Annotated in this window: 18 protein-coding genes and 2 tRNA genes; 13 read left to right on the forward strand and 7 right to left on the reverse strand. The window is 62.7% G+C overall.

Annotation, left to right across the window (positions count from 1 at the left end):
• Positions 1 to 20 precede the first annotated feature (20 nt).
• The gene (locus tag C0V82_RS17125) at positions 21 to 608 is read left to right on the forward strand and encodes a recombinase family protein (protein WP_102113684.1); all 588 of its coding nucleotides are present in this window, start codon (positions 21 to 23) and stop codon (positions 606 to 608) included.
• On the opposite strand, the gene C0V82_RS17130 is transcribed toward C0V82_RS17125, so the two are convergent.
• Positions 605 to 3,688: a ligand-binding sensor domain-containing diguanylate cyclase gene (locus tag C0V82_RS17130; protein WP_158660008.1), complete on the reverse strand. Its 3,084-nt coding sequence runs from the start codon at positions 3,686 to 3,688 to the stop codon at positions 605 to 607. The genes C0V82_RS17125 and C0V82_RS17130 overlap by 4 nt on opposite strands.
• A gap of 735 nt (positions 3,689 to 4,423) precedes the next feature.
• On the opposite strand from C0V82_RS17130, the gene C0V82_RS17135 reads away from it, so the two are divergent.
• The gene (locus C0V82_RS17135) at positions 4,424 to 5,842 is read left to right on the forward strand and encodes a M20/M25/M40 family metallo-hydrolase (protein WP_102113686.1); all 1,419 of its coding nucleotides are present in this window, start codon (positions 4,424 to 4,426) and stop codon (positions 5,840 to 5,842) included.
• A gap of 7 nt (positions 5,843 to 5,849) precedes the next feature.
• Here the strand turns inward: C0V82_RS17135 and C0V82_RS17140 are convergent, their stop codons facing one another.
• Complete coding sequence (locus tag C0V82_RS17140) at positions 5,850 to 6,287, reverse strand: PaaI family thioesterase (protein ID WP_102113687.1); 438 nt, start codon at positions 6,285 to 6,287, stop codon at positions 5,850 to 5,852.
• Between the two features lie 92 nt (positions 6,288 to 6,379).
• On the opposite strand from C0V82_RS17140, the gene C0V82_RS17145 reads away from it, so the two are divergent.
• On the forward strand, positions 6,380 to 6,802 hold the full coding sequence (locus C0V82_RS17145) for a CoA-binding protein (RefSeq protein ID WP_102113688.1): 423 nt from the start codon (positions 6,380 to 6,382) through the stop codon (positions 6,800 to 6,802).
• Here the strand turns inward: C0V82_RS17145 and C0V82_RS17150 are convergent.
• The 5 genes from C0V82_RS17150 to C0V82_RS17170 all read right to left on the reverse strand — a co-directional run bounded on the left by C0V82_RS17150 (position 6,793) and on the right by C0V82_RS17170 (position 10,999).
• Positions 6,793 to 7,695, reverse strand: a complete 903-nt coding sequence (locus C0V82_RS17150) for a 2-dehydropantoate 2-reductase (protein WP_199772576.1) — start codon at positions 7,693 to 7,695, stop codon at positions 6,793 to 6,795. The two genes, C0V82_RS17145 and C0V82_RS17150, sit on opposite strands and share 10 nt — an antisense overlap.
• A gap of 4 nt (positions 7,696 to 7,699) precedes the next feature.
• Positions 7,700 to 8,119: a hypothetical protein gene (locus tag C0V82_RS17155; protein ID WP_102113689.1), complete on the reverse strand. Its 420-nt coding sequence runs from the start codon at positions 8,117 to 8,119 to the stop codon at positions 7,700 to 7,702.
• A gap of 13 nt (positions 8,120 to 8,132) precedes the next feature.
• Complete coding sequence (locus tag C0V82_RS17160) at positions 8,133 to 8,981, reverse strand: ABC transporter permease (RefSeq protein WP_102113690.1); 849 nt, start codon at positions 8,979 to 8,981, stop codon at positions 8,133 to 8,135.
• A gap of 109 nt (positions 8,982 to 9,090) precedes the next feature.
• Positions 9,091 to 10,500, reverse strand: a complete 1,410-nt coding sequence (glnA, locus tag C0V82_RS17165) for a type I glutamate--ammonia ligase (protein ID WP_102113691.1) — start codon at positions 10,498 to 10,500, stop codon at positions 9,091 to 9,093.
• 160 nt (positions 10,501 to 10,660) lie between these two features.
• Positions 10,661 to 10,999 carry a P-II family nitrogen regulator gene (locus C0V82_RS17170; protein ID WP_102113692.1) on the reverse strand — a complete coding sequence of 113 codons (339 nt, stop codon included), beginning with the start codon at positions 10,997 to 10,999 and terminating at the stop codon, positions 10,661 to 10,663.
• A 337-nt stretch (positions 11,000 to 11,336) separates the two neighbouring features.
• Here C0V82_RS17170 and C0V82_RS17175 point away from each other — a divergent pair.
• From C0V82_RS17175 to C0V82_RS17220, 10 genes are all read left to right on the forward strand, one after another.
• Positions 11,337 to 11,412: transfer RNA gene (locus C0V82_RS17175), tRNA-His, on the forward strand.
• A gap of 120 nt (positions 11,413 to 11,532) precedes the next feature.
• A complete protein-coding gene (locus C0V82_RS17180; RefSeq protein ID WP_102113693.1) occupies positions 11,533 to 12,999 on the forward strand; it encodes an NAD(P)H-hydrate dehydratase in 1,467 nt (488 codons plus the stop codon).
• A 334-nt stretch (positions 13,000 to 13,333) separates the two neighbouring features.
• On the forward strand, positions 13,334 to 13,603 hold the full coding sequence (locus C0V82_RS17185) for a hypothetical protein (protein WP_054168979.1): 270 nt from the start codon (positions 13,334 to 13,336) through the stop codon (positions 13,601 to 13,603).
• A 242-nt stretch (positions 13,604 to 13,845) separates the two neighbouring features.
• Positions 13,846 to 16,092 carry a 1-deoxy-D-xylulose-5-phosphate synthase N-terminal domain-containing protein gene (locus C0V82_RS17190; protein ID WP_425438272.1) on the forward strand — a complete coding sequence of 749 codons (2,247 nt, stop codon included), beginning with the start codon at positions 13,846 to 13,848 and terminating at the stop codon, positions 16,090 to 16,092.
• A gap of 114 nt (positions 16,093 to 16,206) precedes the next feature.
• Positions 16,207 to 16,290, forward strand: a tRNA-Leu gene (locus C0V82_RS17195).
• A gap of 127 nt (positions 16,291 to 16,417) precedes the next feature.
• A complete protein-coding gene (gene tig, locus C0V82_RS17200) occupies positions 16,418 to 17,758 on the forward strand; it encodes a trigger factor (RefSeq protein WP_102113694.1) in 1,341 nt (446 codons plus the stop codon).
• A gap of 70 nt (positions 17,759 to 17,828) precedes the next feature.
• Positions 17,829 to 18,452, forward strand: coding sequence for an ATP-dependent Clp endopeptidase proteolytic subunit ClpP (clpP, locus tag C0V82_RS17205; RefSeq protein WP_102113695.1), 624 nt, complete (start codon positions 17,829 to 17,831; stop codon positions 18,450 to 18,452).
• Between the two features lie 240 nt (positions 18,453 to 18,692).
• Positions 18,693 to 19,958 (forward strand): ATP-dependent Clp protease ATP-binding subunit ClpX, encoded by a 1,266-nt coding sequence (gene clpX / locus C0V82_RS17210; protein ID WP_054168975.1) that lies wholly within the window; start codon positions 18,693 to 18,695, stop codon positions 19,956 to 19,958.
• Between the two features lie 201 nt (positions 19,959 to 20,159).
• A complete protein-coding gene (locus tag C0V82_RS17215; protein ID WP_054168974.1) occupies positions 20,160 to 20,924 on the forward strand; it encodes an SDR family NAD(P)-dependent oxidoreductase in 765 nt (254 codons plus the stop codon).
• Between the two features lie 615 nt (positions 20,925 to 21,539).
• Positions 21,540 to 24,476, forward strand: a complete 2,937-nt coding sequence (locus C0V82_RS17220; RefSeq protein ID WP_102113696.1) for a TonB-dependent receptor domain-containing protein — start codon at positions 21,540 to 21,542, stop codon at positions 24,474 to 24,476.
• Positions 24,477 to 24,803: the final 327 nt, after the last annotated feature.

The raw sequence follows: 24,803 nt of genomic DNA on the forward strand, positions 1-24,803 counted from the left end.
TGTGAGGAAGGGAGGACCCCATGCAGTTCGGATATGCCCGTGTCTCCCGTGTGGACGAACCAGGAAATCCCAGCCAGATCAGGGCGCTGCGCGAAGCGGGGTGCGAACGCATCCTGACGGAGGTGGCGTCGGCGGGCCGATGGGACCGGCCCGAACTGTTCCGTCTTCTGGACGGTCTTTCGCCGGGCGATATCGTTGTGGTCACCGGCCTGGATCAGCTGTCGCGGTCGTTCAAGGAGGTGCTGCATCTTCTGGACCGCATCGCGCGGGCCGGTGCGGGGTTCCGCAGTCTGGCGGAAGGGATCGAAACCATGGGTCCCGCCGGCCATATGCTGATGCGGATGATCGCATCCTTCGCGGCTTTTGAACGCGTGATGCTGCTGGAACGGACCGGGGCTGGCCTTGTCAAAGCGCGTGCAGCCGGTCGGGTTGGCGGGCGCCGTCGCAAGCTGGATGCCAAGCAGCGGCGGGAGATTGCGGAATGCATCCTGTCTGGTGACCGTACAGGCGCCGAAATGGCCCGTCAGCATGGGATCAGCCAGCCGACCGTATCGCGGATCGTGGCCGAACATCGTTTGTCTGCCGGGCTTGGGCAACGCAGCGTTTAGTCGCCGCCCGCCCGTTCCACCCGATTGCGCCCGCCCTGTTTGGCGGCGTAAAGCGCATAATCGGCGCGGGCATAGAGCCCGTCGAAATCCTCTTCAGGGCGCAGTTCGGCGATGCCAAGGCTGGCCGTCACATGGATCGCCTGACCATCGGCGGTGACCTCCCCGTGCTCAATGGCCTGTCGCAGCCGTTCGGCCAGCGGCACGGCGCCTGCCATACCAGTGTGCGGCATCAGCAGGGCGAACTCTTCCCCCCCGATCCGGCCGATCAGGTCAGTGCCGCGCATATGGTCAGACAGAAGCTGTCCCGTCATGGCCAGGGCGGCGTCGCCGCCCGGATGGCCATAAGTGTCGTTGATCCGCTTGAAATCATCCAGGTCCAGAACCGCCAGCGACAGGGGCGTGCCATGGCGCTGCGCCAGTTCGATCATCTGTCCGGCGCGTTCCATGAAGTGACGGCGGTTGGCGCAGCCGGTCAGCGGATCGGTCATGGCCAGCTGTTCCAGCATTTCATTGGCCGAGCGCAGATCGGCGGTGCGGTCGGCGATCTGCTGTTCCAACTCCACCTGTTTCTGGCGCAGATAGGCGGTACGCCACCCGACAAGGCCGGCCACTGCCGACAGCCCGGCCAGCAGGGCCAGCAACCGCACCCATAGAAGCTGATACCAGGCCGGCATGACGCGGACCGTCAGGGCCAGGGACTGATCGGTCCACAGCCCGTCACGGTTGCTGCCGCGCAGGCGCAGCGTGTAGGTGCCGGGCGACAGGTTGGCATAGACGGCCAGCCGGCGGCTGGAATCGGTGGCGACCCAGTCGCGATCATAACCGTCCAGGCGGTAGGCATAGAGGTTGCGTTCCGGGGACGTGTAGTCGAGTGCTGCGAACTCCACGGCCAGACTGTTGGCCTCCGGCGTGATGATCAGCGGCGGTGCCGGTGCCGCGGCGTGGTTGAAGGGAGCCACCGGCAGCGACTTTCCACCAACGCGCAGGTCGGTGATAACAATGGGGGGGCGGAACCGCCAGGGGGGCAGGGTACCGGGGCGGGTGACCGTGATCCCGCCCTTCGCACCGAACAGGCCTTCCCCCTCAAGGCTGGTGGCGCCGGCGCCCACGAAATAGTCGACCAGCGGCGCACCATCGGCCCGGCGCACGGGCCGTACTGTCATGGCGACCGGATCAATCAGGGCCAGGCCATCGTCGGTTCCGGCCCAGATGGCGCCCGACCCATCCATCTGCAAACTGTCGACATTGGCATGGGGCAGGCCATCAGCCGTGCCCAGGCGGCGGAACCGGGGCCGCCCCTCTGCGTCGCGCCCCGTCATCATGGCGAGACCGCCCCCGAAGGTACCAACCCAAAGCCGACCCTGCCGGTCGAACAGCAGACAGGAGACGAACCGGGCCGGCAGACCCATCGGATCGGTCGGTGCCGCCGGGATCAGGCTGCTGGTGCGGGCGGTGAGGTTGATCTGCACCAGCCCATTGCGGGTGCCGACCCACAAATCTTCTGCCTGACCGCGCCGTGTGACCATGACCCCCGGGTCTGGCAGGTTCAGACCGTCCGCCCGCCCCAGCACGACGGTGCCGAGATCGTCTCCTCCGCCGGGCACCACGCCCCAGATGCCGTCATCTTCCCCGCCGATCCACAGAACCCCATCCTCGAACGACAGGGTGGTCACCGCAGCATGGCGGTCCCGCCCCGGTATCGTGGCTAGGCGCAGACCAGCCTGCCCCGGCTCCCGGACATAAAGCCCGCGGCGGCTGGCGAAATAGACACGGCCATCGGCATCTTCCGCGATTGAAAAGACCGCATCCTGGGGAAGGCCTGTCTCCGGATTGTCCTGTTCTGGCGTCACGGTATCGATCAGGCCCTTCACGGGATCAATCAGGTCGGCGCCCCCGGTCAGGTAGCCCAGCCAGAACCGCCCGTCGCGCGTGGGCCGGATGACGGAGACATCACTGCCGCGCGGCGCCCTGGGCCGCAGGGTCCCGCCGAAAATGGTGGAAACGATGCCGCTGTCGAACGGACGGTATGACAGCCCGCCCGTCGTGCCTACCCAGACCGATCCCGCATCATCGCGCAGAACCGACCAGACATCATCATGGACCAGACTGTTGGGCAGCGTCCGGTCATGGCGGATAGGGCGCATTTCCAGGCTGCGCAGGTCAACCGCCCAGATACCGCCACCGCGCAGCCCGACCCACAGTTCCTGCGGTCGCACCAGGGACAGCGCCGATACGCCCCGTGCCGCACCGACCAGGGGGCCTGCATCGACGGGGCGCAGGGTGCTTTCGCCGCTGTCCAGGATGAAAAGACCACCGCGCCGGGTGCCGACCCACAAGCGCCCCTGATCATCCCGCAACAGAACCGAAACACCGCCCGTACCCTCCGCGATCGGCAACAAGGTGAAGCTGCTGCCGGCATCGTCACTGCGGGCCAATCCCTGGACCGTGCCAACCCAAAGGGTTCCCGCATCCTCCCGCAGCAGCGACAGTACCCGGCCAACCGGCAGGCCCACCTTTGCTGCTTCATCGCCGGTCAGATGCCGGACCTCACCGCTATCCTGGTCCAAATGGTGTAGCCCGACATCGGTACCAATCCACAGGCCACCCTGGCCATCATCGGAAAGGGCGCCGATGTGCGTGCGCTGGCCGGCGGGTTTCAAGGCGATGCGAATGAAGGTGTCGGTGGTGCCGTCGAACCGGGACAGGCCGCCAGCGGAGCCGCCCACCCACAGGTGCCCGGCCTTGTCCACGAACAGCCGCTGGACCCAGTCATCGGGCAGGCTGCCGGGCTGGGCCGGATCGGCGCGATAGGTACGGAAACGGTACCCGTCCCAGCGGGCCAAACCGCCCTGAGTCCCGATCCAGATGAAGCCCTGCCGGTCCTGCGCCAAGGCCGTCGGCACGATGTGGGGCAGGCCCTGGTCGCGGCCATAATTCTGGAACACAGTATCGGCCAGCGCGTCCCAGCGCTCCGCCGTTGCCGGCAATGGCAAAAGAACAAGGATAAGACAGGTAAAGACTAGGCAAAGGAACCAGCCGCCGCTGTCCTGACAGTTCTTGACGGGTCCGCCGGAAATCAAGATGCGGCTGTCCTTCCCCTTATCGCCAAGCCGATGATAGCAGAAGAAACAGCCAAAGCCATTGCGCCTTAAGGCCCTAGCAGCCTTTCCGCAAACTCTGCGGGGATGGAGTTGCCATACGGTGGAATGCAGGGACCGTAGATGGTGCTGCGCATGCCGAGGCAGCGAAAGTTGATGCTTGGCTGCTCTGGGTCTAGCCGCCGCCGCGAAGCCGACATCGGGGCGTTCCATAAGACAGGACACAAAAAGAAAACCCCCGTAGCTGGATGCGCCTACGGGGGTCTTCTCAATTCCGAAACCACAAGGACCTATGTCAAAACGCGGTTTCGGGATGGTTGCTGCGATATATCAAGTAATCGCCAAATTATGCTGCGGTGGGGTCATGTTTTTACACACCCTCCCAGGCTACGGAGCGCAGTCGATCGCCGGTCTTACTCGGCCGCCCACTGCGTAGGGGGCGTCTTTACCGTCAAAATCACCCTCCGTGTCTTTGTTACGATTTGATGGTGCGCCCGTTGCGCATGGGCGTCAAGCGTTTTTGTGGGGTGCCTCCACACCCTATCCCAAAGGTCACGACATGGCGAAACCATGCAAGCGGGGGGCTGCGCGCTATCAATGGTGGCACGCCCAATTGTGACCGTGACAAATCCCTTATTTCTCCAGCGGCAGGCTGGGTTACCCTTTCGGCAATCCGGGGTCATGCCATCCCCGCCGTCCGTTGAAGGAGCCTGTGCCTTGAAGCGTTTCGGTTTTCTGCTGGCCGCCGGTGTGGCGTTGCTGGCCCTGGGGCAGCCGGCATTCGCTGCCGATGCCAATGTCTTTACTCCCGCCACCCTGAAGGCCAGCAGCGATATCCAGGCCAAGGCCCTGGCCGGGTCCGGGGCCTATGGGTTCGTCGAATCATTGACGGTGCGTGTCGGCCCGCGTCTGGCGGGATCGCCTGCCGCCAAGCTGTCGCATCAATGGGCAGAAGCGCGGTTCAAGGAACTGGGGCTGAGCAATATCAAGGTTGAGCCGTTTACGGTGGATGGCTGGGAACGCGGGATCGAGCATGCGTCGATCCTTTCCCCGGTCGCCCACCATCTGCATGTCACGGCGCTGGGCCATTCCGTGACGACCCCGCCAGACGGCATCACGGCTCCTGTCGTACGCTTCGATACGCTGGAAGATCTGGAAGCCGCACCGGAAGGCAGCCTGAAAGGCAAGATCGCCTTCGTTGACAAGAAGATGAACCGTCTGCAGGATGGCGGCGGCTATGGCGAGGCGGTGGGGGTGCGCGGCAAGGGGCCGGAGGCGGCGGCGCGCAAGGGCGCGGTTGGTCTGCTGATCCGGTCCATCGGCACCGACAGCCACCGTTTCCCCCATACCGGCATCACCCGCTATGCCGACGGTGTGACGGCCATCCCCGCCGGTGCCCTGTCCAACCCTGACGCCGACCAACTGAACCGCGTTCTGGCACTGGGTCAGCCCGTGTCGGTGAAGATGGTCCTGTCCAGCCAGGCCATGGGGCCGCTGTCTGACGCCAATGTCATGGCGGAGATCAAGGGCCGCGAACTGCCCGACGAGATCGTGGTGATCGGCGCGCATCTTGACAGCTGGGATCTGGGTACCGGTGCCCTGGATGACGGGGCCGGGGTCGGTATCGTCCTGGCGGCGGCCAAGATCATCAAATCCATGCCGCAGGCCCCGCGCCGCACCATCCGCTTCGTCCTGTTCGGGGCGGAGGAGGTGGGGCTGGTCGGTGCCTATGCCTATGCCAAGCAGCATGCCGCCGAACTGCCCAAGCATCAGGCTGGCACCGAGGCGGATTTCGGTGCTGGTCCCGTCATCACTTTCAATGCCAACTTCCGGCCAGAGGCGAAGCCGGTGGCGGAGGCTATCGGCAAGGCGCTGGCCCCGCTGGGCATCGTGCCGGGACGTGGCTCCAGCAGCGGCGGACCTGATATCGGTCCGCTGGCGGCGCAGGGGGTGCCGACGGGTGGCCTGGGTCTGGATGGCACGGACTATTTCGATTACCACCACACCGCCGACGACACGCTGGACAAGGTTGACCCGAAGAAGTTGGATCAGGCCACGGCGGCCTTTGCCAGTTTCGCCTGGCTGGCGGCGGAAGCACCGATGGCCCTGGGGCCTGTGCCGAAGAAGGCCGAATGATCCTGGTTCAGCTGCTGGACGGGATGGCGTAGGTGCCTGTGGCATGGGCGACCGGGTCGGGGTCGCCCAAGGAATGGATCAGCACCTCGCCATAGGCCAGCCGGCGGCCCGGTTTCAGTATCCTGGCTTCACCGACCAGGGGGCGCTGCGGCGGCTTTTTCAGGAAATGGATGGTCATGTCGCTGGTCACGGCCAGCGGCACATTGCCGATCTGGCTTAACACCGCGCCATACAGCGCCAGATCGGCCAAGGTGAACATGGTAGGCCCGGAAATGGTGCCCCCGGCGCGGATGGTCCGTTCATCCGCCTCCACCTGCATGGTGCAGCGGCCCCATTGCATCTCCAACACGCTGAACCCGCCAGCGCGCACCTGTGGCATATGTTCATCCAGCAGGCGGATGAAACCTTCAACATCCAGGGCCGTTGGCCGTTCGGTGGCCGTCATGCCATCTTCTCCCTCTTGTCCCCCACCATGGTAGGCGGGCGGATACGGCCAAGCGACCCGGACTTTGGGCTGGGCCCTGTGGAGCTGAACCCATGAACCATGACCATTATTCAGATGATCTGATCCGCCATGTCCTGGACAGCGCCCGTACCATTGCAGTGGTTGGGGCGACCGCGGACCCAGCCAAGCCCAGCTTCTATGTGATGAAATATCTGCATGACCGGGGACATCGGGTGATCCCGGTGAACCCAGCGCTGGTAGGGCGAACGGTCCTGGGCCAGACCGCCTATGCCAGTCTGGCCGATCTGCCGGAACGCCCCGACATGGTCGATATCTTCCGCCGAGCGGATGCGGCGGGGGAGGTGGCGGTTGAGGCGGCGACGCGCGGCATCCCCTTCATCTGGATGCAGCTTGGCATCCGCAATGATGCGGCGGCGGCCAAAGCCGAGGCGCTGGGCAGCACCGTGATCATGGACCGTTGCCCCATGATCGAGGTGCCGCGCCTTTACCGTTGAGCCTTCTCCGCCGACACAGCGGCCAGAATCAGGTCATGGACGGTCTGGTTGACCGGTGTCGGGATACCATGGGCCGCACCGCGCCGGATGATGACGCCGTTGCGGGCATCAAGCTCCATGGGCCGCCCCGCCATCCGGTCGGCCAGCAGGGAATTGATCCCCGCCGGTGCCGCCGCGCAGCAAGCATCCATCACCTGATCCACCGTTGCATCGTCCATATTGGCCCCCTCGGCCCTGGCGACGGCGACGCATTCGGCCACCAGGGCGCGCATCACCGGCGCCGCCCCCGCATGATGGACGATGCCCGCCGGTTGCCGTAGCAGGGCCGACACTGCACCGGCGGCATTCAGGCACAGCTTGCGCCAGACAACGGTCGTGAAATCGGCATCCGCCGTCACATTGATGCCGGTCCCGTGGAATAGAGTGATGAAGTCGGCACTGTCCGGCCCTTGCGGTACCACCATGATGCCGGCGGCGCGTTGCAGAACGCGGCCAGGGCCCAGCCGTTCGGCGGGGATATCCAGCATCACCGGTAGGATGCGGGCGGGATCGACAAAGGCCGCGAAATTCGCCACATGCTCCACCCCGTTCTGCAGCACGGCCAGCCGCGTCTGCGGCCCCATCAGGGCGGGCAGCCAGGTGCGGGCGATGGCGGCACTGTCATAGGCCTTGGTGGTAGCGATCACCCAATCGACCGGGCGTGTCTGCGTCGGATCGGCATAAAGGGTCGGCGTGGCGGCGACGGTGCCGTCCGGTCCCTGCACCTCCAGGCTGCTGAAGCCACCGCTGCGCAGGCACAGGCTGACATCCAGCCCGCCCCGGGCCGACAGGCGGGCAGCGATGACGGTGCCGATGGCGCCCGCCCCGACAATGGCAATACGCGGTATGGACATGGCGTCAGGTCCTGTAGAACAGCGCCCAGGCGGCCAGGGAAACGGCCCCGAACAGGAAGGCCAACATATAGGTTTTTACCGGCACGGGCACCTTTTCGTCCGGACCGGCGGGGCCACGGGCCTTGCCGGTGCTCTTGCCCTTGGCCGGTTGCTGCTTTGGCTTTGCCCGCTCGCTTCCGGCCACAACGGTCGGCTTGGGCCGATCGCCCTTGCGCGGGTCATGCAGTTCGATGAGGCGCCAGTCGAAATCGGCCAGCGCCTCATCGCTGACGAAATCCACCTGGATCAGGCGGACAGGGCCGGCACCATGCAGGTTCACGGCATTGCGGAATTCCGCCTTTCCCTGGCCCAGATCATCGACCAGGGACAGGGTTTCCCATTTCGCCCCTTTGGGCCGCTGTACCGCGTATTTCCGTTCCGCCACGTGATGCCCCGACCTACTCACCCGCCTGCAACAGCGCGCCGCGCTGCCGCGCATTACGGAACGCCCGCAGGAAATATAGGGAAGCCAGCCCCAGATAGAAAAGGTTAAGAATAACGGCCAGCCCCAGCATCCGCCATTCCACGGTCCCCTGATAGAGAACGGCCCGCATTCCCTCAAACACATGGGTCGATGGCAGGGCCAGGGCGACATACTGCACTGCTGGCGGCAGCGCGGAGACGGGGTAATAGACGGCGGAGAAGGGGGCCAGCACGAACACGGCCATCCAGCACAGCGACTCCGCCCCCAGCCCGTGCCGCAGAATCATGCCCGATGTCAGCAGCCCGACCGCCACGCCCAGCATCATCAGATTGGCGAAGAATGCTGCCAGCGGCAGGCCCAGGTCGAGGATGGAGATATCGAAGAAAATCACCGCCAGGATGGAAGGCGGCAACACGCCCAGGATGACGCGGATGAAACCCATCACCACCAGCGACACCACCCATTCCCAGGGGCGAAGCGGGCTGACGAACAGGTTGCCCAGGTTACGGGACCAAAGCTCCTCCAGAAAGGTGATGCTCATCCCGATCTGGGTACGGACCAACACTTCCCACAGCAGCACGGCAGAGATCAGCACGCCAGCGGCCCCCGCCAGCAGCGAGGTCTGACCACGCAGGAACTGCGACATGAAACCCCAGACCAGCAACTGCACCGTGGGCCAGTAGCAAAGCTCAAGCATGCGCGGCCAGCTTTGCCGGATCAGGAACCAGTTGCGCATCACCATGCCCATGATGCGGCGTGGTGACCCGCCCAGGAAGCCGGGGCTCGAAATGGCCTGATCGGGAAGATTGGTCGGGTTCTGCATTGCGGGACGCAGACTACTGGATCGCTCGGAAATGCGAAACCCCCGCCGGTTGCCCGGCGGGGGTCTGCTGATCATCGCTGAGTGCCGGCCCGTTACGGGGCCGAACGCATCAGACGCTGTAGTACATCTTGTACTCGATCGGGTGCGGCGAGGTTTCGAACGCCAGCACTTCTTCCATCTTCAGCTCAATGAAGCTGTCGATCATGTCGTCGGTGAAGACGTCGCCCTTCTTCAGGAAGTCGCGGTCGGCCGACAGGCTTTCCAGGGCTTCGCGCAGCGAGCGGCAAACCGTCGGGATTTCCTTCAGTTCTTCCGGCGGCAGATCGTACAGGTTCTTGTCCATGGCTTCGCCCGGATGGATCTTGTTCTGGATACCATCCAGACCGGCCATCAGCATGGCGGCGAACGCCAGGTAGGGGTTCGCGCCCGGATCGGGGAAGCGGACCTCGACGCGCTTGCCCTTCGGGCTCGACACGTGCGGGATACGGCAAGAGGCCGAACGGTTGCGGCTGGAGTAAGCCAGCAGCACCGGTGCCTCATAACCCGGGACCAGACGCTTGTAGCTGTTGGTCAGCGGGTTGGTGAAGGCGTTAAGGGCACGAGCGTGCTTGATGATGCCGCCGATATAGAACAGAGCGGTTTCCGACAGGTCGGCATACTGGTTGCCGGCGAACAGCGGCTTGCCGTCCTTCCAGATCGACTGGTGGCAGTGCATGCCCGAGCCGTTATCGCCGAACACCGGCTTCGGCATGAAGGTCGCCGTCTTGCCGTACTGATGGGCCACGTTATGGACCACATACTTGAACAGCTGCATGCCGTCGGCCATCTTGACCAGCGTGCCGAACTTGACGCCCAGCTCGTGCTGCGAAGCGGCCACTTCGTGGTGGTGCTTCTCGACCTCGACGCCCATTTCGCCCAGGACGGTCAGCATCTCAGCGCGCAGGTCCTGGGCGCTGTCGATCGGGGCCACGGGGAAGTAGCCGCCCTTGACGCCCGGACGATGGCCCAGGTTGCCGCCTTCGTAGGAACGACCGGAATTGTACGGACCCTCTTCGGAGTCGAACTCGTACATGACCTTGTTCATCGAGACTTCGAACTTCACGTCGTCGAACACGAAGAATTCGGCTTCCGGACCGAAATAGGCGGTGTCGCCGATGCCGGCCGACGCCATGTAGCGCTCAGCGGCCTTGGCGATGGAGCGCGGGTCGCGGCTGTAGGGCTGACGGGTGGAGGGCTCCAGCACGTCGCACAGAACGGTCAGCAGCGGCTGGGCCGAGAACGGGTCCATGACGGCCGTCGACAGGTCCGGCAGCAGGGTCATGTCGGACTCGTTGATCGCCTTCCAGCCGGCGATGGACGAGCCGTCGAACATGACGCCGTCGGTCAGCAGATCCTCATCGACAGTGCAGATATGCTGGGAAACGTGGTGAACCTTCCCCTTGATGTCGGTGAAGCGGAAATCGACATACTTGACGTCGTTTTCCTTGATCAGGTCGAAGAACGTGGCCAAATCGGACATAGCCTCTGCTTCCGTGGTTTGAGGTTTGTCGTGGAAGGAACTGGTCCCAGGCTTTGGGGCCGCCGGTTGGTGGCGTTACTCCATCCCCGGACCATTTGAAAGAAAATTCTGTACCCTGGTTTCGGGCGCTTCGGATGTTGCCGAAATGCCCGAAAAAACGTCAGATGGCGTCGGGGCCGCGCTCGCCGGTGCGGATGCGGATCACCTCTTCCACCGGGGTCACGAAGATCTTGCCGTCGCCGATGCGGCCCGTATGGGCGGCCTGCTGGATCGCCTCGACGGCGCGTTCCACCATACTGTCATCCATGACGACCTCAATCTTCACCTTGGGCAGGAAGTCGACGACATACTCGGCCCCCCGGTAGAGTTCGGTATGGCCCTTCTGGCGGCCAAAGCCCTTGGCTTCGGTCACGGTGATGCCCTTGATCCCCACTTCGTGGAGGGCTTCCTTCACCTCATCCAGCTTGAAGGGCTTGATGATCGCTTCAATCTTCTTCATCGCGTCCCGCAGCTCCAAATTTCGGCACCGGTCCGGCTGTTGCCACCCTGACCGGTGCGGCCATACTATAAGCATGCCCCATGCCAGTTGGATGTGGCATGGGATCGCTGGCATTTGATCATGTTTTGCGGGTAGTGTGATCAAAAAATGTGCAAATATGTGGTCACATTTTAATCGTCAGGCCGAAAAACTGCGCATTAACCAAGCGAAGCGCCTTGTTCAGTGGCAAAATGCTGTCACGTCTGCGGCCTTGTTCCGAGCAAAGCGGGCCTGCGATTTTTTGTAAAAGGAATGCTTGACGCCCTGGGGCTGTTGTTGCATAAGGCGGCCTCCGGCGGCGGTGGTAGCTCAGTTGGTAGAGCTCTCGGTTGTGGTCCGAGTGGTCGCGGGTTCGAGTCCCGTCCATCGCCCCATTCTCCCTTGGCGGAGAAACTGGAAAAAAGGCTGCCTCCTGGCGGCCTTTTTCATTTCCAGGCCGTGCCCACCCTGGCGCAAACTGGCCCCGTGCTTTCTCCCGAGCTGGAAGATAGGGCATGGCCCATGAAATCCTGACGGTCGCTCAGATGTATTCGGTCGACCGCGCTGCCATGCAGGCGGGCATCCCCGGCAGTCTGCTGATGGAACGCGCGGGCATGGCTGTGGCGCGTGAGGCGATTATTCTGTGCGGTGGCCGGCCCCGGCCTGTCGTGATCCTGTGCGGTCCCGGCAATAATGGGGGTGACGGGTTCGTGGCGGCCCGGCATCTGTCCGCCGCCGGTTGGCGGGTGCGGGTCGGGCTTTTGGGCGACCGTGTGGCGCTGCGCGGGGATGCGGCCTGGGCGGCGGAATGCTGGACTGGTTGTGTGGACGTGGCTTCACCGGACCTGCTGTCCGGTGCCGGTCTGGTAATCGACGCGATGTTCGGCGCAGGACTGAACCGTCCGCTGGAGGGGCAGGCACTGGCGCTGGTGCAGGCCATGGCGCAGCCGGGCTTGCCGGTTCTGGCCGTGGATGTGCCCAGCGGCATCCATGGCGATAATGGGGTGGTGCTGGGTGCGGCCCCCGTCGCGGATGTCACGGTCAGCTTCTTCCGGCCCAAACCCGCCCATTACCTTTATCCGGCACGCGGCCATGTCGGGCGGCTGGTCATTGCCGATATCGGCATCCCGGACACTGTTCTGGCCAGCATCGGCCCGACCATCCAGACCAATGACCCGACTCTGTGGCGCGCGCAGTTCCCCAGGCCCGCTGTCACGGGGCACAAATATCAGCGCGGCCATGCCCTGATCCTGGGTGGGACGGTGATGACGGGGGCGGCCCGACTGTCGGCGCGGGCTGCCCTGCGTCTGGGTGCCGGGCTGGTGACGCTGGCCTGTGAGCCGGCGGCGCAGCTGGTCTACAGTCTGTCCATGCCCAGCCTGATCGTGCAGCCCATCACCGATGCGGGCGGCTTTTCGGAACTGCTGGCCGACCCACGTCGTAACGCCGTTCTGCTAGGGCCGGGCGCCGGGACGGGGGCCCTGTTGCGCGAGGCGGTGCTGGCCAGCCTCCGTGCCGGAAAGGCCGGTGTGCTGGATGCCGATTTTTTCAGCAGTTTTGCAGGTGCGCTTTCGACGCTGCGGCAGGCTGGCCTCAATGACCGCTGGGTGCTGACCCCGCATGAGGGGGAGTTCGCGCGGCTGTTCGGTCCGCTGACCGGTTCCCGCCTGGACCGTGCACGCCATGCAGCGGCGGAGTCGGGGGCGGTGGTGTTGCTGAAAGGACCGGATACGGTGATCGCGCATCCCGATGGGCGGGTGCGCGTCAATCATAATGCGCCACCTGATCTCGCTATTGCGGGCAGCGGCGACGTGCTGTCGGGCCTGATCCTGGCCCTGCTAGCCCAGGGGATGGACCCGTTCGACGCCGCCAGTACAGGTGCCTGGCTACATGGCGCTGCGGGCCAATACTGTGGTCGGGGGCTGATCGCGGAGGACCTGCCCGAGGCGGTGCCGGCTGTTTTGAAGCAGAATAATCTTTGAAAAACAGTCAGGTAATGTTGTTGCACGCCCTGTCGTGTGCGCGACGCGACATCTCCAGGGTTTCGTTTCGGCAACATCGGAATGTGAATCCACACTGTTAAGTATTACCAGAATGATGTCCTAACAGCCGATCCGTGTGACAATGATGTTTCATTGATTTGCCTAAAATCCAGGATAAATCCTGGGAAGATAGTCGCAGGATTCTGTGACATCTTATTGCGCACACAAAATGAATGCGTTAATTTCCATATACCGGAAAAGCAGTACCACTTTTGGGAAACGGACGGCCAATGGCGGGTCAAGTCCGGGGTGAACCGAAATGGGGGGCGTTACGATGAGCGTGTCGTTGTTCAAGCGTTCCAAACCGTTGGCGGCCCCTGTTCCGGGTGCCGTGTATCAGCGGGTGATCTTTAACACCGTGGAAACGGCCCGCGTGCTGGCCGTGACACAGGACGGTTTTCCGCTCCCCCATGTGCGCTATGTGGCGCGCAATGATGTGGTGGACGGGCCTGACCCGCATGGTCTGCGCCGGGACAAGGGGGCGGTGCGCACCCTGACGGTCGACAGTTTCACGCGGCTGTTCGGCAGCCCGCGCGCGGGCTGATCGTTTCACCTGAGACGAGTTTGCTGATATAAGCGCCGATGGGTCTTCCGTCGGCGGTTTGCCTGTTGGCCGGCTTTGGTCGGGCGTGCGGTGGCGGGGCCAGATGCCTTCTGTCAGGGACACGTCCACCATGCCCGATATTCGCCCCGCCGCCCCCGGTGTCGCCCGCGATGACCGCCGTCTGGCGCATCTGCGCGCGCTGGAGAAAAAGGCGCTGTGGCTGTCCACCTGGATGATCCACAATGCCAATCACCTTCAACCCGTCGCGCGACGGGTTGAAGGTGGGCGGGCATCAGGCCTCCAGTGCCTCAATGGTCAGCCTGATGACGGCTTTGTTCTTCGATGTGCTGCGCCCGCAGGATCGGGTCGCCGTGAAGCCCCATGCCAGCCCCGTGTTTCACGCCATCCAGTATCTGATGGGCCGGCAGACGCGGGAGAAGATGGAACGGTTCCGCGCCTTTGGCGGCGCCCAGTCCTATCCATCGCGCACCAAGGATACCGATGACGTGGATTTCTCCACCGGGTCCGTCGGTCTGGGTGTGGCGGTCACGGCCTTTGCCAGCATGGTGCAGGATTATGTGCGCCTGAAGGGCCTGTCGGATCAGCCCGAGGGCCGCATGGTGGCCCTGGTCGGAGATGCGGAGATGGACGAGGGCAATGTCTTCGAGGCCATGCTGGAAGGCTGGAAGCATGATCTGCGCAATGCCTGGTGGATCATTGATTATAACCGGCAGAGCCTGGACAGCGTGGTTTCCGACAAGCTGTGGGAGCCGATCACCGGCATGTTCCGGTCGCTCGACTGGAATGTCGTCATCATGAAATATGGCCGCCTGTTGGAGGCAGCGTTCATGGAGCCGGGTGGTGAGGCGCTGCGCCATTGGATCGACACCTGTCCGAACCAGCTCTATGCGGCACTGTGCTTCAAGGGCGGGGCGTCCTGGCGCGAAGCGCTGGTCCGCGATCTGGGCACGACCAGCGGCATCCGGGGACTGCTGGACAGCCATGATGATGCGATGCTGGCGCGGTTGATGACCAATCTGGCCGGCCATGACCTGCCAACAATCCTGGACACTTTCCACACCGCCGCCAACGGCCCGGATGCCGAGCGACCGGCCTGTTTCGTGGCCTATACGGTCAAGGGAATGGGGCTACCGTTCCAGGGGCACAAGGATAACCATTCCGGCCTGATGAACCTGGAGCAGATGGCCGCCTTCAAGGCGCAGTGCGGTATCAAGGACGGCCAGGAATGGGAACCGTTTGCGGGCCTGGATGTGGATGTGGAGGACCTGAAGCGCTTCTTGGCGCAAGAGGTGCCTTTCACCGCCACCCCGACGCGCCGTCTGTCTGCATGTTTCGTACCGGTTCCGGAACGACTTGATGTTTCGGTAACGGAACGGATGAGTACACAGGAAGGCTTCGGGAAGGTCCTGGCCGAGCTGGCCAAGGGCGACACCGAGTTGGCGTCACGCATCGTCACCACCAGCCCGGATGTCACGGTCTCCACCAACCTGGGCGCCTGGGTCAACCGGCGCGGCCTTTTCGACCGGCATGAACGGCACGATATTTTCAAGGAACAGAAGGTCGTGTCGGCGCAGCGCTGGCAGGGCGATCCGCAGGGCCAACATATTGAACTGGGCATCGCTGAACATAACCTGTTCCTGATGCTGGCGGCCCTAGGCCTCAGCCATGACCTGTTCGGCGCGCGGCTGCTGCCGGTGGGCACGCTTTATGATCCGTTCGTGATGCGCGGGCTGGATGCGTTCAACTATGCGCTTTATCAGGATTCGCGTTTCATGCTGGTGGCGACACCCAGCGGCGTGACCCTGGCACCGGAGGGTGGGGCGCATCAATCCATCGCCACCCCCTTGATCGGCATGGGGTTGCCGAAACTGTCCAGCTTTGAACCCGCCTATGTCGATGAACTGGCGGTCATCATGCGCTGGGGGTTTGAGCATATGCAGAGGCCCGATGGCGGCAGCCTCTATCTGCGCCTGTCCACACGCAGCCTGGAGCAGCCGTCCCGTCCGCTGGACTCCGACGCCGTCATCGATGGCGGCTATTGGCTGCGCCCGCCAATGCCCGATGCCGACCTCACCCTCATCTATATGGGTGCCCTGGCGCCAGAGGCACTGGCCGCGCACGCACAGCTGCTGGAGGATGTACCGGGCGCTGGCCTGCTGGCCGTGACCTCGGCGGACCGGCTGCATCAGGGCTGGATGGCGGCACGGCGTGCACGGCAGGCGGGGCAAGCGGCGGTGGCGCCGGTGGAGCGGCTGCTGTCCACCCTGCCTGCCACGGCGCGTCTCGTTACCATCACCGATGGGCACCCATCCGCGCTTTCCTGGCTGGGCGGGGTGCGGGGGCACAAGGTGGCGGCATTGGGGGTGGAAACCTTTGGTCAGTCTGCCGATCTGCCCGACCTTTACGCAGCCCTGCGCCTGGATGCCGATGCCATCATCGATGCCGCCGCTCGGGTGCTGCTGGAATAGCCGCCCCACCTTTATCGCGGGCACAACTGCCCCGGCAGATTCCGGGCTTGGCGAGCCTTAAACAGCTTGCTATACGGTGCGCTCCCACGGGCGGCCTCATGGTTTGCCCGACGGGCGGGCGTGGCGGAATGGTAGACGCGCTGGATTTAGGTTCCAGTGTCGAAAGACGTGGGGGTTCAAGTCCCTTCGCCCGCACCACGAGTTTTGAGTTTTGACCCGCAACCCACCGCGGAAGCCGGAAATCCGGCCCACCCGCGGGAGCTTCGGTCCCTGTTAATGGCAGAGGGGGCTGGGGCGAACAGACAGAAGACAGGCATTTCGTCCCATGCAGATCACCGAGACCAGCGCTGAAGGCCTCCGCCGCGACTTCAAGGTCGTTATCACGGCCCAGGATATCGAATCGCGGGTGCAGACCCGGCTGACCGAGGTCGGCAAGACCGTGAAGATCCCGGGCTTCCGCCCCGGCAAGGTCCCGATGCCGATCCTGAAGCAGCGCTATGGCCAGTCGGTCATGGGCGAAGTTCTGGAAGCCGCCGTCAATGATGGCGCACAGAAGGCCGTCTCCGATAACAACCTGCGTCCGGCCCTGCAGCCCAAGATCGAAGTGCTGAAGTTCGATCCGGGCCAGGACCTGGAGTTTGCCGTGCAGGTTGAACTGCTCCCCGAGATCGAGCCGGCTGACCTGTCCGCCGTCGAGATCGAGAAGCCGGTTGCCGCCGTCGCCGACGACACCGTGACGGAGGCCCTGGGTCGTCTGTCCAAGGGGCGCCGTACCACCGAGAAGGTCGAGGAAGACCGCGCCGCCGTGACCGGTGATATCCTGCTGATCGATTTCGACGGTTCCGTCGATGGCGAGAAGCGTCCCGGCATGAAGGGCGATGATTATGAGCTGGAGCTGGGCTCCGGTTCCTTCATCCCCGGCTTCGAGGACCAGCTGGTCGGCACCAAGGCCGGCAGCGATGTCAGCGTCAATGTTTCTTTCCCGGCCGAATACCACGCTGCCGAGCTGGCCGGTAAGGCCGCTGTCTTCGAGGTGAAGGTCAAGGAAATCCGCGTCGGTAAGGATGCCGAGCTGAACGACGATCTGGCCAAGACCTTTGGCTTTGACGATCTGGAAGCCCTGAAGGCCGCCATCAAGGAGCGCACCGAAGGCGAATATGGCCAGACCTCGCGTCTGCGTGCCAAGCGCGCCCTGCTGGACAAGCTGGCCGAACTGCACAGCTTCGAGGTTCCGGCCGGCATGGTCGAGATCGAGTTCGAGCAGATCTGGAAGCGTCTGCAGGAAGAACTGGCCCGCGGTGGTGCGGATGCCGAGGACGAAGGCAAGAGCGAGGACGACCTGAAGGCCGAATATCGCGACATTGCTGTCCGGCGCGTACGTCTGGGCTTGCTCCTTTCCGAAATCGGTCGCCGTAACAATATCACTGTCTCGCGCGAGGAGCTGCAGAAGGCCATGTTCGACGAGGTTCGTCGTTATCCGGGCCAGGAGCAGCAGGTGTTCGAGTTCTTCCAGAAGAACCCGCAGGCCGTTGAAAGCCTCCGCGCGCCGATTTACGAGGATAAGGTTGTCGACTTCATCCTCGGAACCGTTAAGGTGAACGAAGTGACCGTGTCGGTTGAAGAGCTGATGCGCGATCCGGACGAGGACGAAGTGGCCGCCGCCTGAGGCAGCCATATAGTACCGCGGGGGCCAATCCAGGACCCCGCGGCTTCTGGTTAGGAGCGAAGCAGGGATCATGATTGAACCGCAGATGAACGCGCTGGTTCCCATGGTGGTCGAGCAGACCAACCGCGGCGAACGGGCATACGACATCTACTCCCGCCTCCTGAAGGAACGGATCATCTTCCTGGTCGGTGGCGTGAACGATGCCGTAGCCAGCTTGGTCTGTGCTCAGCTTCTGTTCCTGGAAGCGGAGAATCCGACCAAGGAAATCTCCTTCTACATCAACTCGCCGGGCGGTTACGTGACGGCCGGGTTGGCGATTTATGACACGATGCAGTATATCCGCTGCCCCGTGGCGACCATCTGCATGGGCCAAGCCTCTTCCATGGGGGCTCTGCTGCTGGCCGGCGGTGGCAAGGGTAAGCGTTTCTCGCTACCCAACAGCCGAATCATGATCCACCAGCCTTCGGGCGGTGCGCAGGGTCAGGCCGCTGATATTGAGATCCAGGCCCAGGAAATCCTGCGCCTGCGTGAAACGCTGAACGAGATTTTCGTGAAGCACACGGGCCAGAGCCTGGATGTCATTGAAAAGGCTGTGGAACGTGACAAGTTCATGAGCCCGGAGGAGGCCAAGGCCTTCGGGATCATCGACGAGGTGATCGCGGGCCGTCCGGGTGGTCTCACCCAGGTGGCGTAAAGCGGAAGCGGTGGCGAACAAGTATATATTGATCCCGCCGCTTTGGGTGTTGTTGAATAGGTGTGTAGAGGGCGTCACTGTCAGCCCTGGGGTTCCGCCTCCCGTCACTGGGATGGATCGGGAACCGGAGAAGGCAAGGACGCCCCCTGAAGCAGGCATCCCGTAGGGGTGTTGGGGCGTATCGGTCGGGGGCCAGCCGGGCCACCTTCCATGCGCCATCCGGTGATGTACGGAGCGCAAATGACCAAGTCGACCGGCGGCGACAGCAAGAATACCCTCTACTGCTCTTTCTGCGGAAAGAGCCAGCATGAGGTGCGCAAGCTCATTGCCGGCCCCACCGTGTTCATCTGCGATGAATGCGTCGAGCTGTGCATGGACATCATCCGCGAGGAAAACAAGACCACGCTGGTGAAGTCCCGCGACGGTGTGCCGTCCCCGCGCGATATCAGCACGGTGCTGGATGATTATGTGATCGGTCAGGAGCATGCCAAGCGCGTGCTGTCCGTTGCCGTCCATAACCATTACAAGCGCCTGGCCCATGGCGCGAAGCATAATGATGTGGAACTGGCCAAGTCGAACATCCTGCTGGTGGGTCCCACCGGTTCGGGTAAGACGCTGCTGGCGCAGACGCTGGCCCGCATCATCGACGTGCCCTTCACCATGGCTGACGCCACGACCCTGACCGAAGCCGGTTATGTGGGCGAGGATGTCGAGAACATTATCCTGAAGCTGCTCCAGGCCGCCGATTACAATGTGGAGCGGGCGCAGCGCGGCATCGTCTATATCGACGAGGTCGACAAGATCAGCCGCAAGTCCGACAACCCGTCCATCACGCGTGACGTGTCGGGTGAGGGCGTGCAGCAGGCCCTGCTGAAGATCATGGAAGGCACGGTTGCGTCTGTGCCGCCGCAGGGTGGCCGCAAGCATCCCCAGCAGGAATTCCTGCAGGTGGACACGACCAATATCCTGTTCATCTGCGGCGGCGCTTTTGCCGGCCTGGAAAAGATCATCGCGGCCCGTGGCAAGGGCACGTCCATCGGTTTTGGCGCCGATGTGCGTGGCCCCGACGAGCGGCGCATGGGCGATGTCCTGCGCGAGGTGGAGCCAGAGGATCTGCTGAAGTTCGGCCTGATCCCCGAGTTCGTTGGCCGCCTGCCGGTTCTGGCTACCCTGCATGATCTGGACGAAGCGGCCCTGATCGAGATTCTGTCAAAGCCGAAGAACGCCCTGGTGAAGCAGTACCAGCGCCTGTTCGAGATGGAGGACGTGAAGCTCACGGTGCATGAGGAGGCCCTGCGTTCCATCTCCCGCAAGGCGATTGAGCGTAAGACCGGTGCCCGTGGCCTGCGGTCCATCATGGAAAGCATTCTGCTTGATCCGATGTATGACCTGCCCGGCCTGACGGGTGTGGAGGAGATCGTGGTCAATAAGGAAGTGGTGGAGGGCCGTGCCAAGCCGCTCTACATCTATTCTGACCGCGCCAATCAGGCGGCACCCGGCGCCTGATCCCTGTCTGGCTTTCAGTAAGAAAGGGCGGTCCCGCTTCGGGCCGCCCTTTTTGATTCTACCGCCTGTTTCCACCGTACGGGGATTCATGCACCTCCACTGTTCGAACTTCCAAATTGCCCGTGCGGCTTTGCACTGAAATAGTGCCACATAGGATAAGCGGGCTGACGGGTCCCGGAACGATGGCAAGGGAGTGAGGCAATGGACATCAAGGGCGTTTCCGCGATCATCAGCGGCGGTGGTTCCGGTCTGGGGGCCGCAACGGCACGCGCGTTGGCGGCAGGCGGGGCCAAGGTGGCGCTATTGGATGTCAATCTGGATGCGGCGAATGCCGTTGCGGCAGAGATTGGCGGCATCGCGGTGAAGTGCGATGTCACCAGCGGTGACAGCGCCCAGGCGGCCATCGCCGCCGCCGCCGCTGCCCATGGCCCGGCCCGCATTGCCGTCAATTGCGCGGGCATCGCCCCGCCGGCGAAGATCGTGGGCCGCGATGGTCCGCATGACCTGGACCTGTTCCGCAAGGTGATCGAGGTCAACCTGATCGGCACCTTCAACATGCTGCGTCTGGCCGCCGCCGGCATGCAGGGGCTGGAGCCGGTGACCGCCGATGGTGAGCGTGGGGTGATCATCAACACAGCCTCTGTCGCGGCCTTTGATGGCCAGATCGGGCAGGCCGCCTATGGCGCGTCGAAAGGGGGCGTGCATGCGCTGACCCTGCCGGCGGCCCGTGAACTGGCCCGCAGCGGCATCCGTGTGGTCACCATTGCGCCGGGCATCTTCCTGACGCCGATGATGCTGGGCCTTCCGCAGGACGCGCAGGACAGCCTGGGCAAACAGGTGCCATTTCCGTCCCGTCTGGGTAAGCCGGAAGAATATGCCTCTCTGGCCCTGCATATCGTGGCCAACAGCATGATCAATGGTGAGACGATCCGTCTGGATGGTGCCATCCGCATGGCGCCGAAGTAACGGTTTCCCGCAAGTATCGAAGCTCAAGAAGGGCGCCCCCAGGTGGGTTGCCCTTTTTTTCTGATCACATTCGGCATTGGCGCCGTTGCCGGCATGATTCGCGAAATCTGATCATCGTGCCGACAACCCGGCCACCCAGGCTGGATCGGTGCATACGCACGGGTGCCGTGGACCGGCAGACCGCAGGCCGTATCTTGTTGCAAAGACGTAATAAAATCATGATTCTTAATAATGTTACTCGATTGATATGAGTAGTCCGTTAGTCGTATATGTCGAGGTTTGATAATGTTACTGAATTGTATCAAATTGTATCAGAATCAATACAAAGTTTCGTCCATAAGATTACATATTAATATATGTTAATGTTTCCGTAAGAAACATAAATTATCCATAAAAGATACTTCAGATCATGAAGAGTTTTATTTTTGGTATTAATAAATATTAATCATTCTCCATCAAGTTAAGTTGCTTATGTGCAACATCAGAATCACAAATTAGTTACACGGGGGCTGGGCTATTGCGCTGTCGCATCCGTGCGTCATTTTCCAAATTCCATTGGGTCTATGCCGATAGATATAAGACGGCAGGCCCCAGCAATCCGGAGAGGGATTAACGATGAAGATGGTTCAGGGGCGTTCGTCGCGCCGTTTCCAGCGGGGCCTGCTGTTGGGTGCCGCCATTGGTCTGGCCGCGACCGGTGTGGCCGGCGCGCAGGAATTGCAGCTTGAGGAAATCGTGGTGACCGGTTCGCGCATTGCGCGTCCGGAGCTGACCAGCTCCAGCCCCGTTACGGTCGTCGATGCCGCCGCGTTTGAGCAGGCCGGCGCCGCCACCGTTGACAGCGTGCTGAACGAACTGCCGCAGATCATCCCGGCGCTGGGTGCCTTCTCCAACAATGGCGGTAATGGTTCGGCCACCGTCGACCTGCGCGGTATCGGTTCGGCCCGCACCCTGGTGCTGGTCAATGGCCGCCGCTACATCCCCACCAACGGCACCGGCACCGTCGACCTGAACAACGTCCCGGCGTCGTTGATCAAGCAGGTGCAGGTTCTGACGGGCGGCGCGTCGGCCGTGTACGGTTCGGACGCCATCTCCGGCGTCGTCAACTTCATCCTCCAGGATGACTTCAAGGGCGCCAAGGCCAGCGCGCGCTACGGCATCACCAAGGAAGGTGACGGCAAGGAGCGCAACATCAACCTGACCATCGGCACCGGTTCCGATGACGGCAAGTCCAACCTGACCCTGTTCGCCGAATATAATAAGCGTGACGAGGTGATGGCCGGCGATCGCGACTACTCCAAGCAGGCGATTACCGAAGGTGTCGTTGACGGCAAGCCGACGATCCTGTTCAGCGGCTCCTCCACCGCCCCCGGTGCCCGTCTGGCCCGTGGCACCACGGTGCTGACCTGGGACGCCAACGGCGTGCCGCGTAATTTCAACAGCACCCGTACCACCAGCAGCGCCGGCGACCTGTATAACTTCTCGCCCGTGAACTATCTGCGCGTCCCGCAGGAGCGCCTGTCGCTCTTCGCGCTGGGCAATCATGAGTTCAACGAGAACTTCAAGATTTACGAAGAGTTCAACTTCGTTACCAACCGCGTGCCGCTGCAGCTGGCCGAAACCCCGGCCGTGATCCCGCAGCCCCGTCCCGGCGTGCCGCCCATCCGCATCAACCTGACCAACCCGCTGCTGACGGCCCAGACGGTTGCCCAGCTGCGCGCCCTGTACCCGGCGTCCGCTGATCCGACCTTCGTGGCACCGGCTGGCTTCACCGCTAACGATTATGCCTCGATCACCACGGCCAACGCCCTGTCCCGCCGTATGACGGAACTGGGTGCCCGCCAGCAGGACAATAACCAGAACGCCTTCAACAGCACGACCGGTGTCAAGGGCGACCTGATCGGCGGCTTCACTTACGACACCTACTTCACGTTCGGCCGCGTCACCCGTGACGTCATCGTCCGTAACGACGTGTCTTCTGCTCGTCTGCGTCAGGCCCTGAACGCCACGCGCGATGCTGCAGGCAAGGCGATCTGTGTGGATGCCACGGCCCGCGCCCAGGGTTGCGTGCCCATCGATATCTTTGGTCCGGGCCGCATCAGCAAAGAAGCCGCTGCTTACGTCCGTACCGACACTAACCGCGTCCAGGAGTTCGAGCAGCAGGTCTGGAACGGCGCCATCAGTGGCAATCTGTTTGAACTGCCCGCTGGTGACGTCGGCGTCGCGTTCGGTGGCGAATGGCGCAAGAACAAGTATTTCGACCGCGTGGATGACAGCATCCGCACGGGCGATATCCTGGGCTTCAACCCCGCCCTGTCCTCGTCGGGTTCGTTCGATGTCTGGGAAGGCTTTGCCGAAACCTACATCCCGCTGGTGACCGATCAGCCGTTCTTTGAGAACCTGTCGGCTGAAGCGGCCATTCGTTACTCCGACTATTCGTCGGTCGGTTCCGTCCAGACCTGGAAGGCCGGCATGGAATGGTCGCCGGTCAAGGATGTGGGCTTCCGTGGTCAGTTCCAGTCGGCCATTCGTGCGCCGAACGTGCTGGAACTGTATCAGGGCGGTGCCGTCGGCTTCCCGACCCTGAACTCCACTGTCGACCCCTGCCTGCTGTCCACCTCGACCGGCTATGACGCCGCCTTCTGCCGCAGCCAGGGTGTGCCGGCGGCCAGCGTCGGTACGACGGCCTTCAACAATGCCCGTCCCACGCAGTTCCAGCAGCTGAGCCAGGGTGCTGCCGTTGCCGGCTTCAACCTGACCGAGGAACAGTCCAAGACCTGGACCATCGGTGCGGTGCTGACGCCGACCTTCCTGCCGGAATTCACGGCCACAGTTGACTGGTGGCAGATCAAGCTGGATGACGCCATCGGCGGGTTCGGTGGTGGCGCGGCGGGCGTGGTCCGCGACTGCTTCACCAACAAGAACCTGCAGAGCGCGACCTGCCAGGCCATTACCCGTACCGGTGACGGTTATCTGGCCATCGTCCAGGTCCCGACCGTCAACAATGCTGGCCTGAAGACCTCTGGTGTGGATCTGGGCTTCACCTGGCGTCAGGATCTGCCGGAAAGCCTGGCGATCGACGGCGACGGCCAGTTCCGTGTCAAGACGGACGTGTCCTGGCGTGACAAGTTCGATGTGCAGCCGGCTGTCAACGGCACCATCTACAAGTGTGCCGGTTATGGTGGCTCCAACATCTGCGGTGAGCCGGTTCCGGAGTGGAAGGCCACGACGACCTTCACCTACCAGAGCGGCCCGGTTACGGCGTCGGTGCAGTGGAACTATATCGGTTCCTGGAAGAACGACGCCATCCTGTTCGGTACCAACCCGACCACGCTGGTCTATCCGAAGGTCGGTTCTTACAACCTGTTCGATCTGTCCGGTTCGTATGAGGTTGTCGAGGGTGTTGCCGTGTCGGCCGGTGTCACCAACCTGTTCGACAAGCAGCCGCCGATGCTGCCCGACACGATGATCGGTTCCCAGCAGAACAGCTTTACCAACACGTATGACGCGTTGGGGCAGCGGTTCTTCATTTCGACCTCGGTCAAGTTCTGATCCCGGTCGTCATCTCTGCTTCATCACTCACGGCGGGTCCCTTAGGGCCCGCCGTTTTTCTTTTGGCAGTGATGGTGCCATTGGCTGTAACAAATGAAATATACAGCAGTGTTCTGCCCAAAAAAATTTTGATGGTTAAAGAGAAGTGAAGTGATATTTGTTTGTTTTATTTGATCCTTGTTTTTTCGTTGCCAAGGTTTTTGCAAAATTGAAATCAATAGTGTTAAATATAACACGACCACTTGATTTGGATTCTGCGTCGGCGATTATTGTTTGATCATCATGCTTCTGCGATGTCTCAATCGCGGCCTTACCACGCCCTCGCCA

This window comes from Niveispirillum cyanobacteriorum, assembly GCF_002868735.1.
Classification (GTDB): domain Bacteria; phylum Pseudomonadota; class Alphaproteobacteria; order Azospirillales; family Azospirillaceae; genus Niveispirillum; species Niveispirillum cyanobacteriorum.

Excerpts from the sequence above, each read along its gene's own strand:
- C0V82_RS17125 (WP_102113684.1), top strand. The coding sequence starts at position 21 with ATGCAGTTCGGATATGCCCGTGTCTCCCGTGTGGACGAACCAGGAAAT.
- C0V82_RS17140 (WP_102113687.1), bottom strand. The coding sequence starts at position 6,287 with ATGACGGCCACCGAACGGCCAACGGCCCTGGATGTTGAAGGTTTCATC.
- C0V82_RS17145 (WP_102113688.1), top strand. The coding sequence starts at position 6,380 with ATGAACCATGACCATTATTCAGATGATCTGATCCGCCATGTCCTGGAC.
- C0V82_RS17150 (WP_199772576.1), bottom strand. The coding sequence starts at position 7,695 with ATGTCCATACCGCGTATTGCCATTGTCGGGGCGGGCGCCATCGGCACC.
- C0V82_RS17160 (WP_102113690.1), bottom strand. The coding sequence starts at position 8,981 with ATGCAGAACCCGACCAATCTTCCCGATCAGGCCATTTCGAGCCCCGGC.
- glnA (WP_102113691.1), bottom strand. The coding sequence starts at position 10,500 with ATGTCCGATTTGGCCACGTTCTTCGACCTGATCAAGGAAAACGACGTC.
- C0V82_RS17170 (WP_102113692.1), bottom strand. The coding sequence starts at position 10,999 with ATGAAGAAGATTGAAGCGATCATCAAGCCCTTCAAGCTGGATGAGGTG.
- C0V82_RS17180 (WP_102113693.1), top strand. The coding sequence starts at position 11,533 with ATGGCCCATGAAATCCTGACGGTCGCTCAGATGTATTCGGTCGACCGC.
- C0V82_RS17185 (WP_054168979.1), top strand. The coding sequence starts at position 13,334 with ATGAGCGTGTCGTTGTTCAAGCGTTCCAAACCGTTGGCGGCCCCTGTT.
- C0V82_RS17190 (WP_425438272.1), top strand. The coding sequence starts at position 13,846 with ATGCCAATCACCTTCAACCCGTCGCGCGACGGGTTGAAGGTGGGCGGG.
- tig (WP_102113694.1), top strand. The coding sequence starts at position 16,418 with ATGCAGATCACCGAGACCAGCGCTGAAGGCCTCCGCCGCGACTTCAAG.
- clpP (WP_102113695.1), top strand. The coding sequence starts at position 17,829 with ATGATTGAACCGCAGATGAACGCGCTGGTTCCCATGGTGGTCGAGCAG.
- clpX (WP_054168975.1), top strand. The coding sequence starts at position 18,693 with ATGACCAAGTCGACCGGCGGCGACAGCAAGAATACCCTCTACTGCTCT.
- C0V82_RS17215 (WP_054168974.1), top strand. The coding sequence starts at position 20,160 with ATGGACATCAAGGGCGTTTCCGCGATCATCAGCGGCGGTGGTTCCGGT.
- C0V82_RS17220 (WP_102113696.1), top strand. The coding sequence starts at position 21,540 with ATGAAGATGGTTCAGGGGCGTTCGTCGCGCCGTTTCCAGCGGGGCCTG.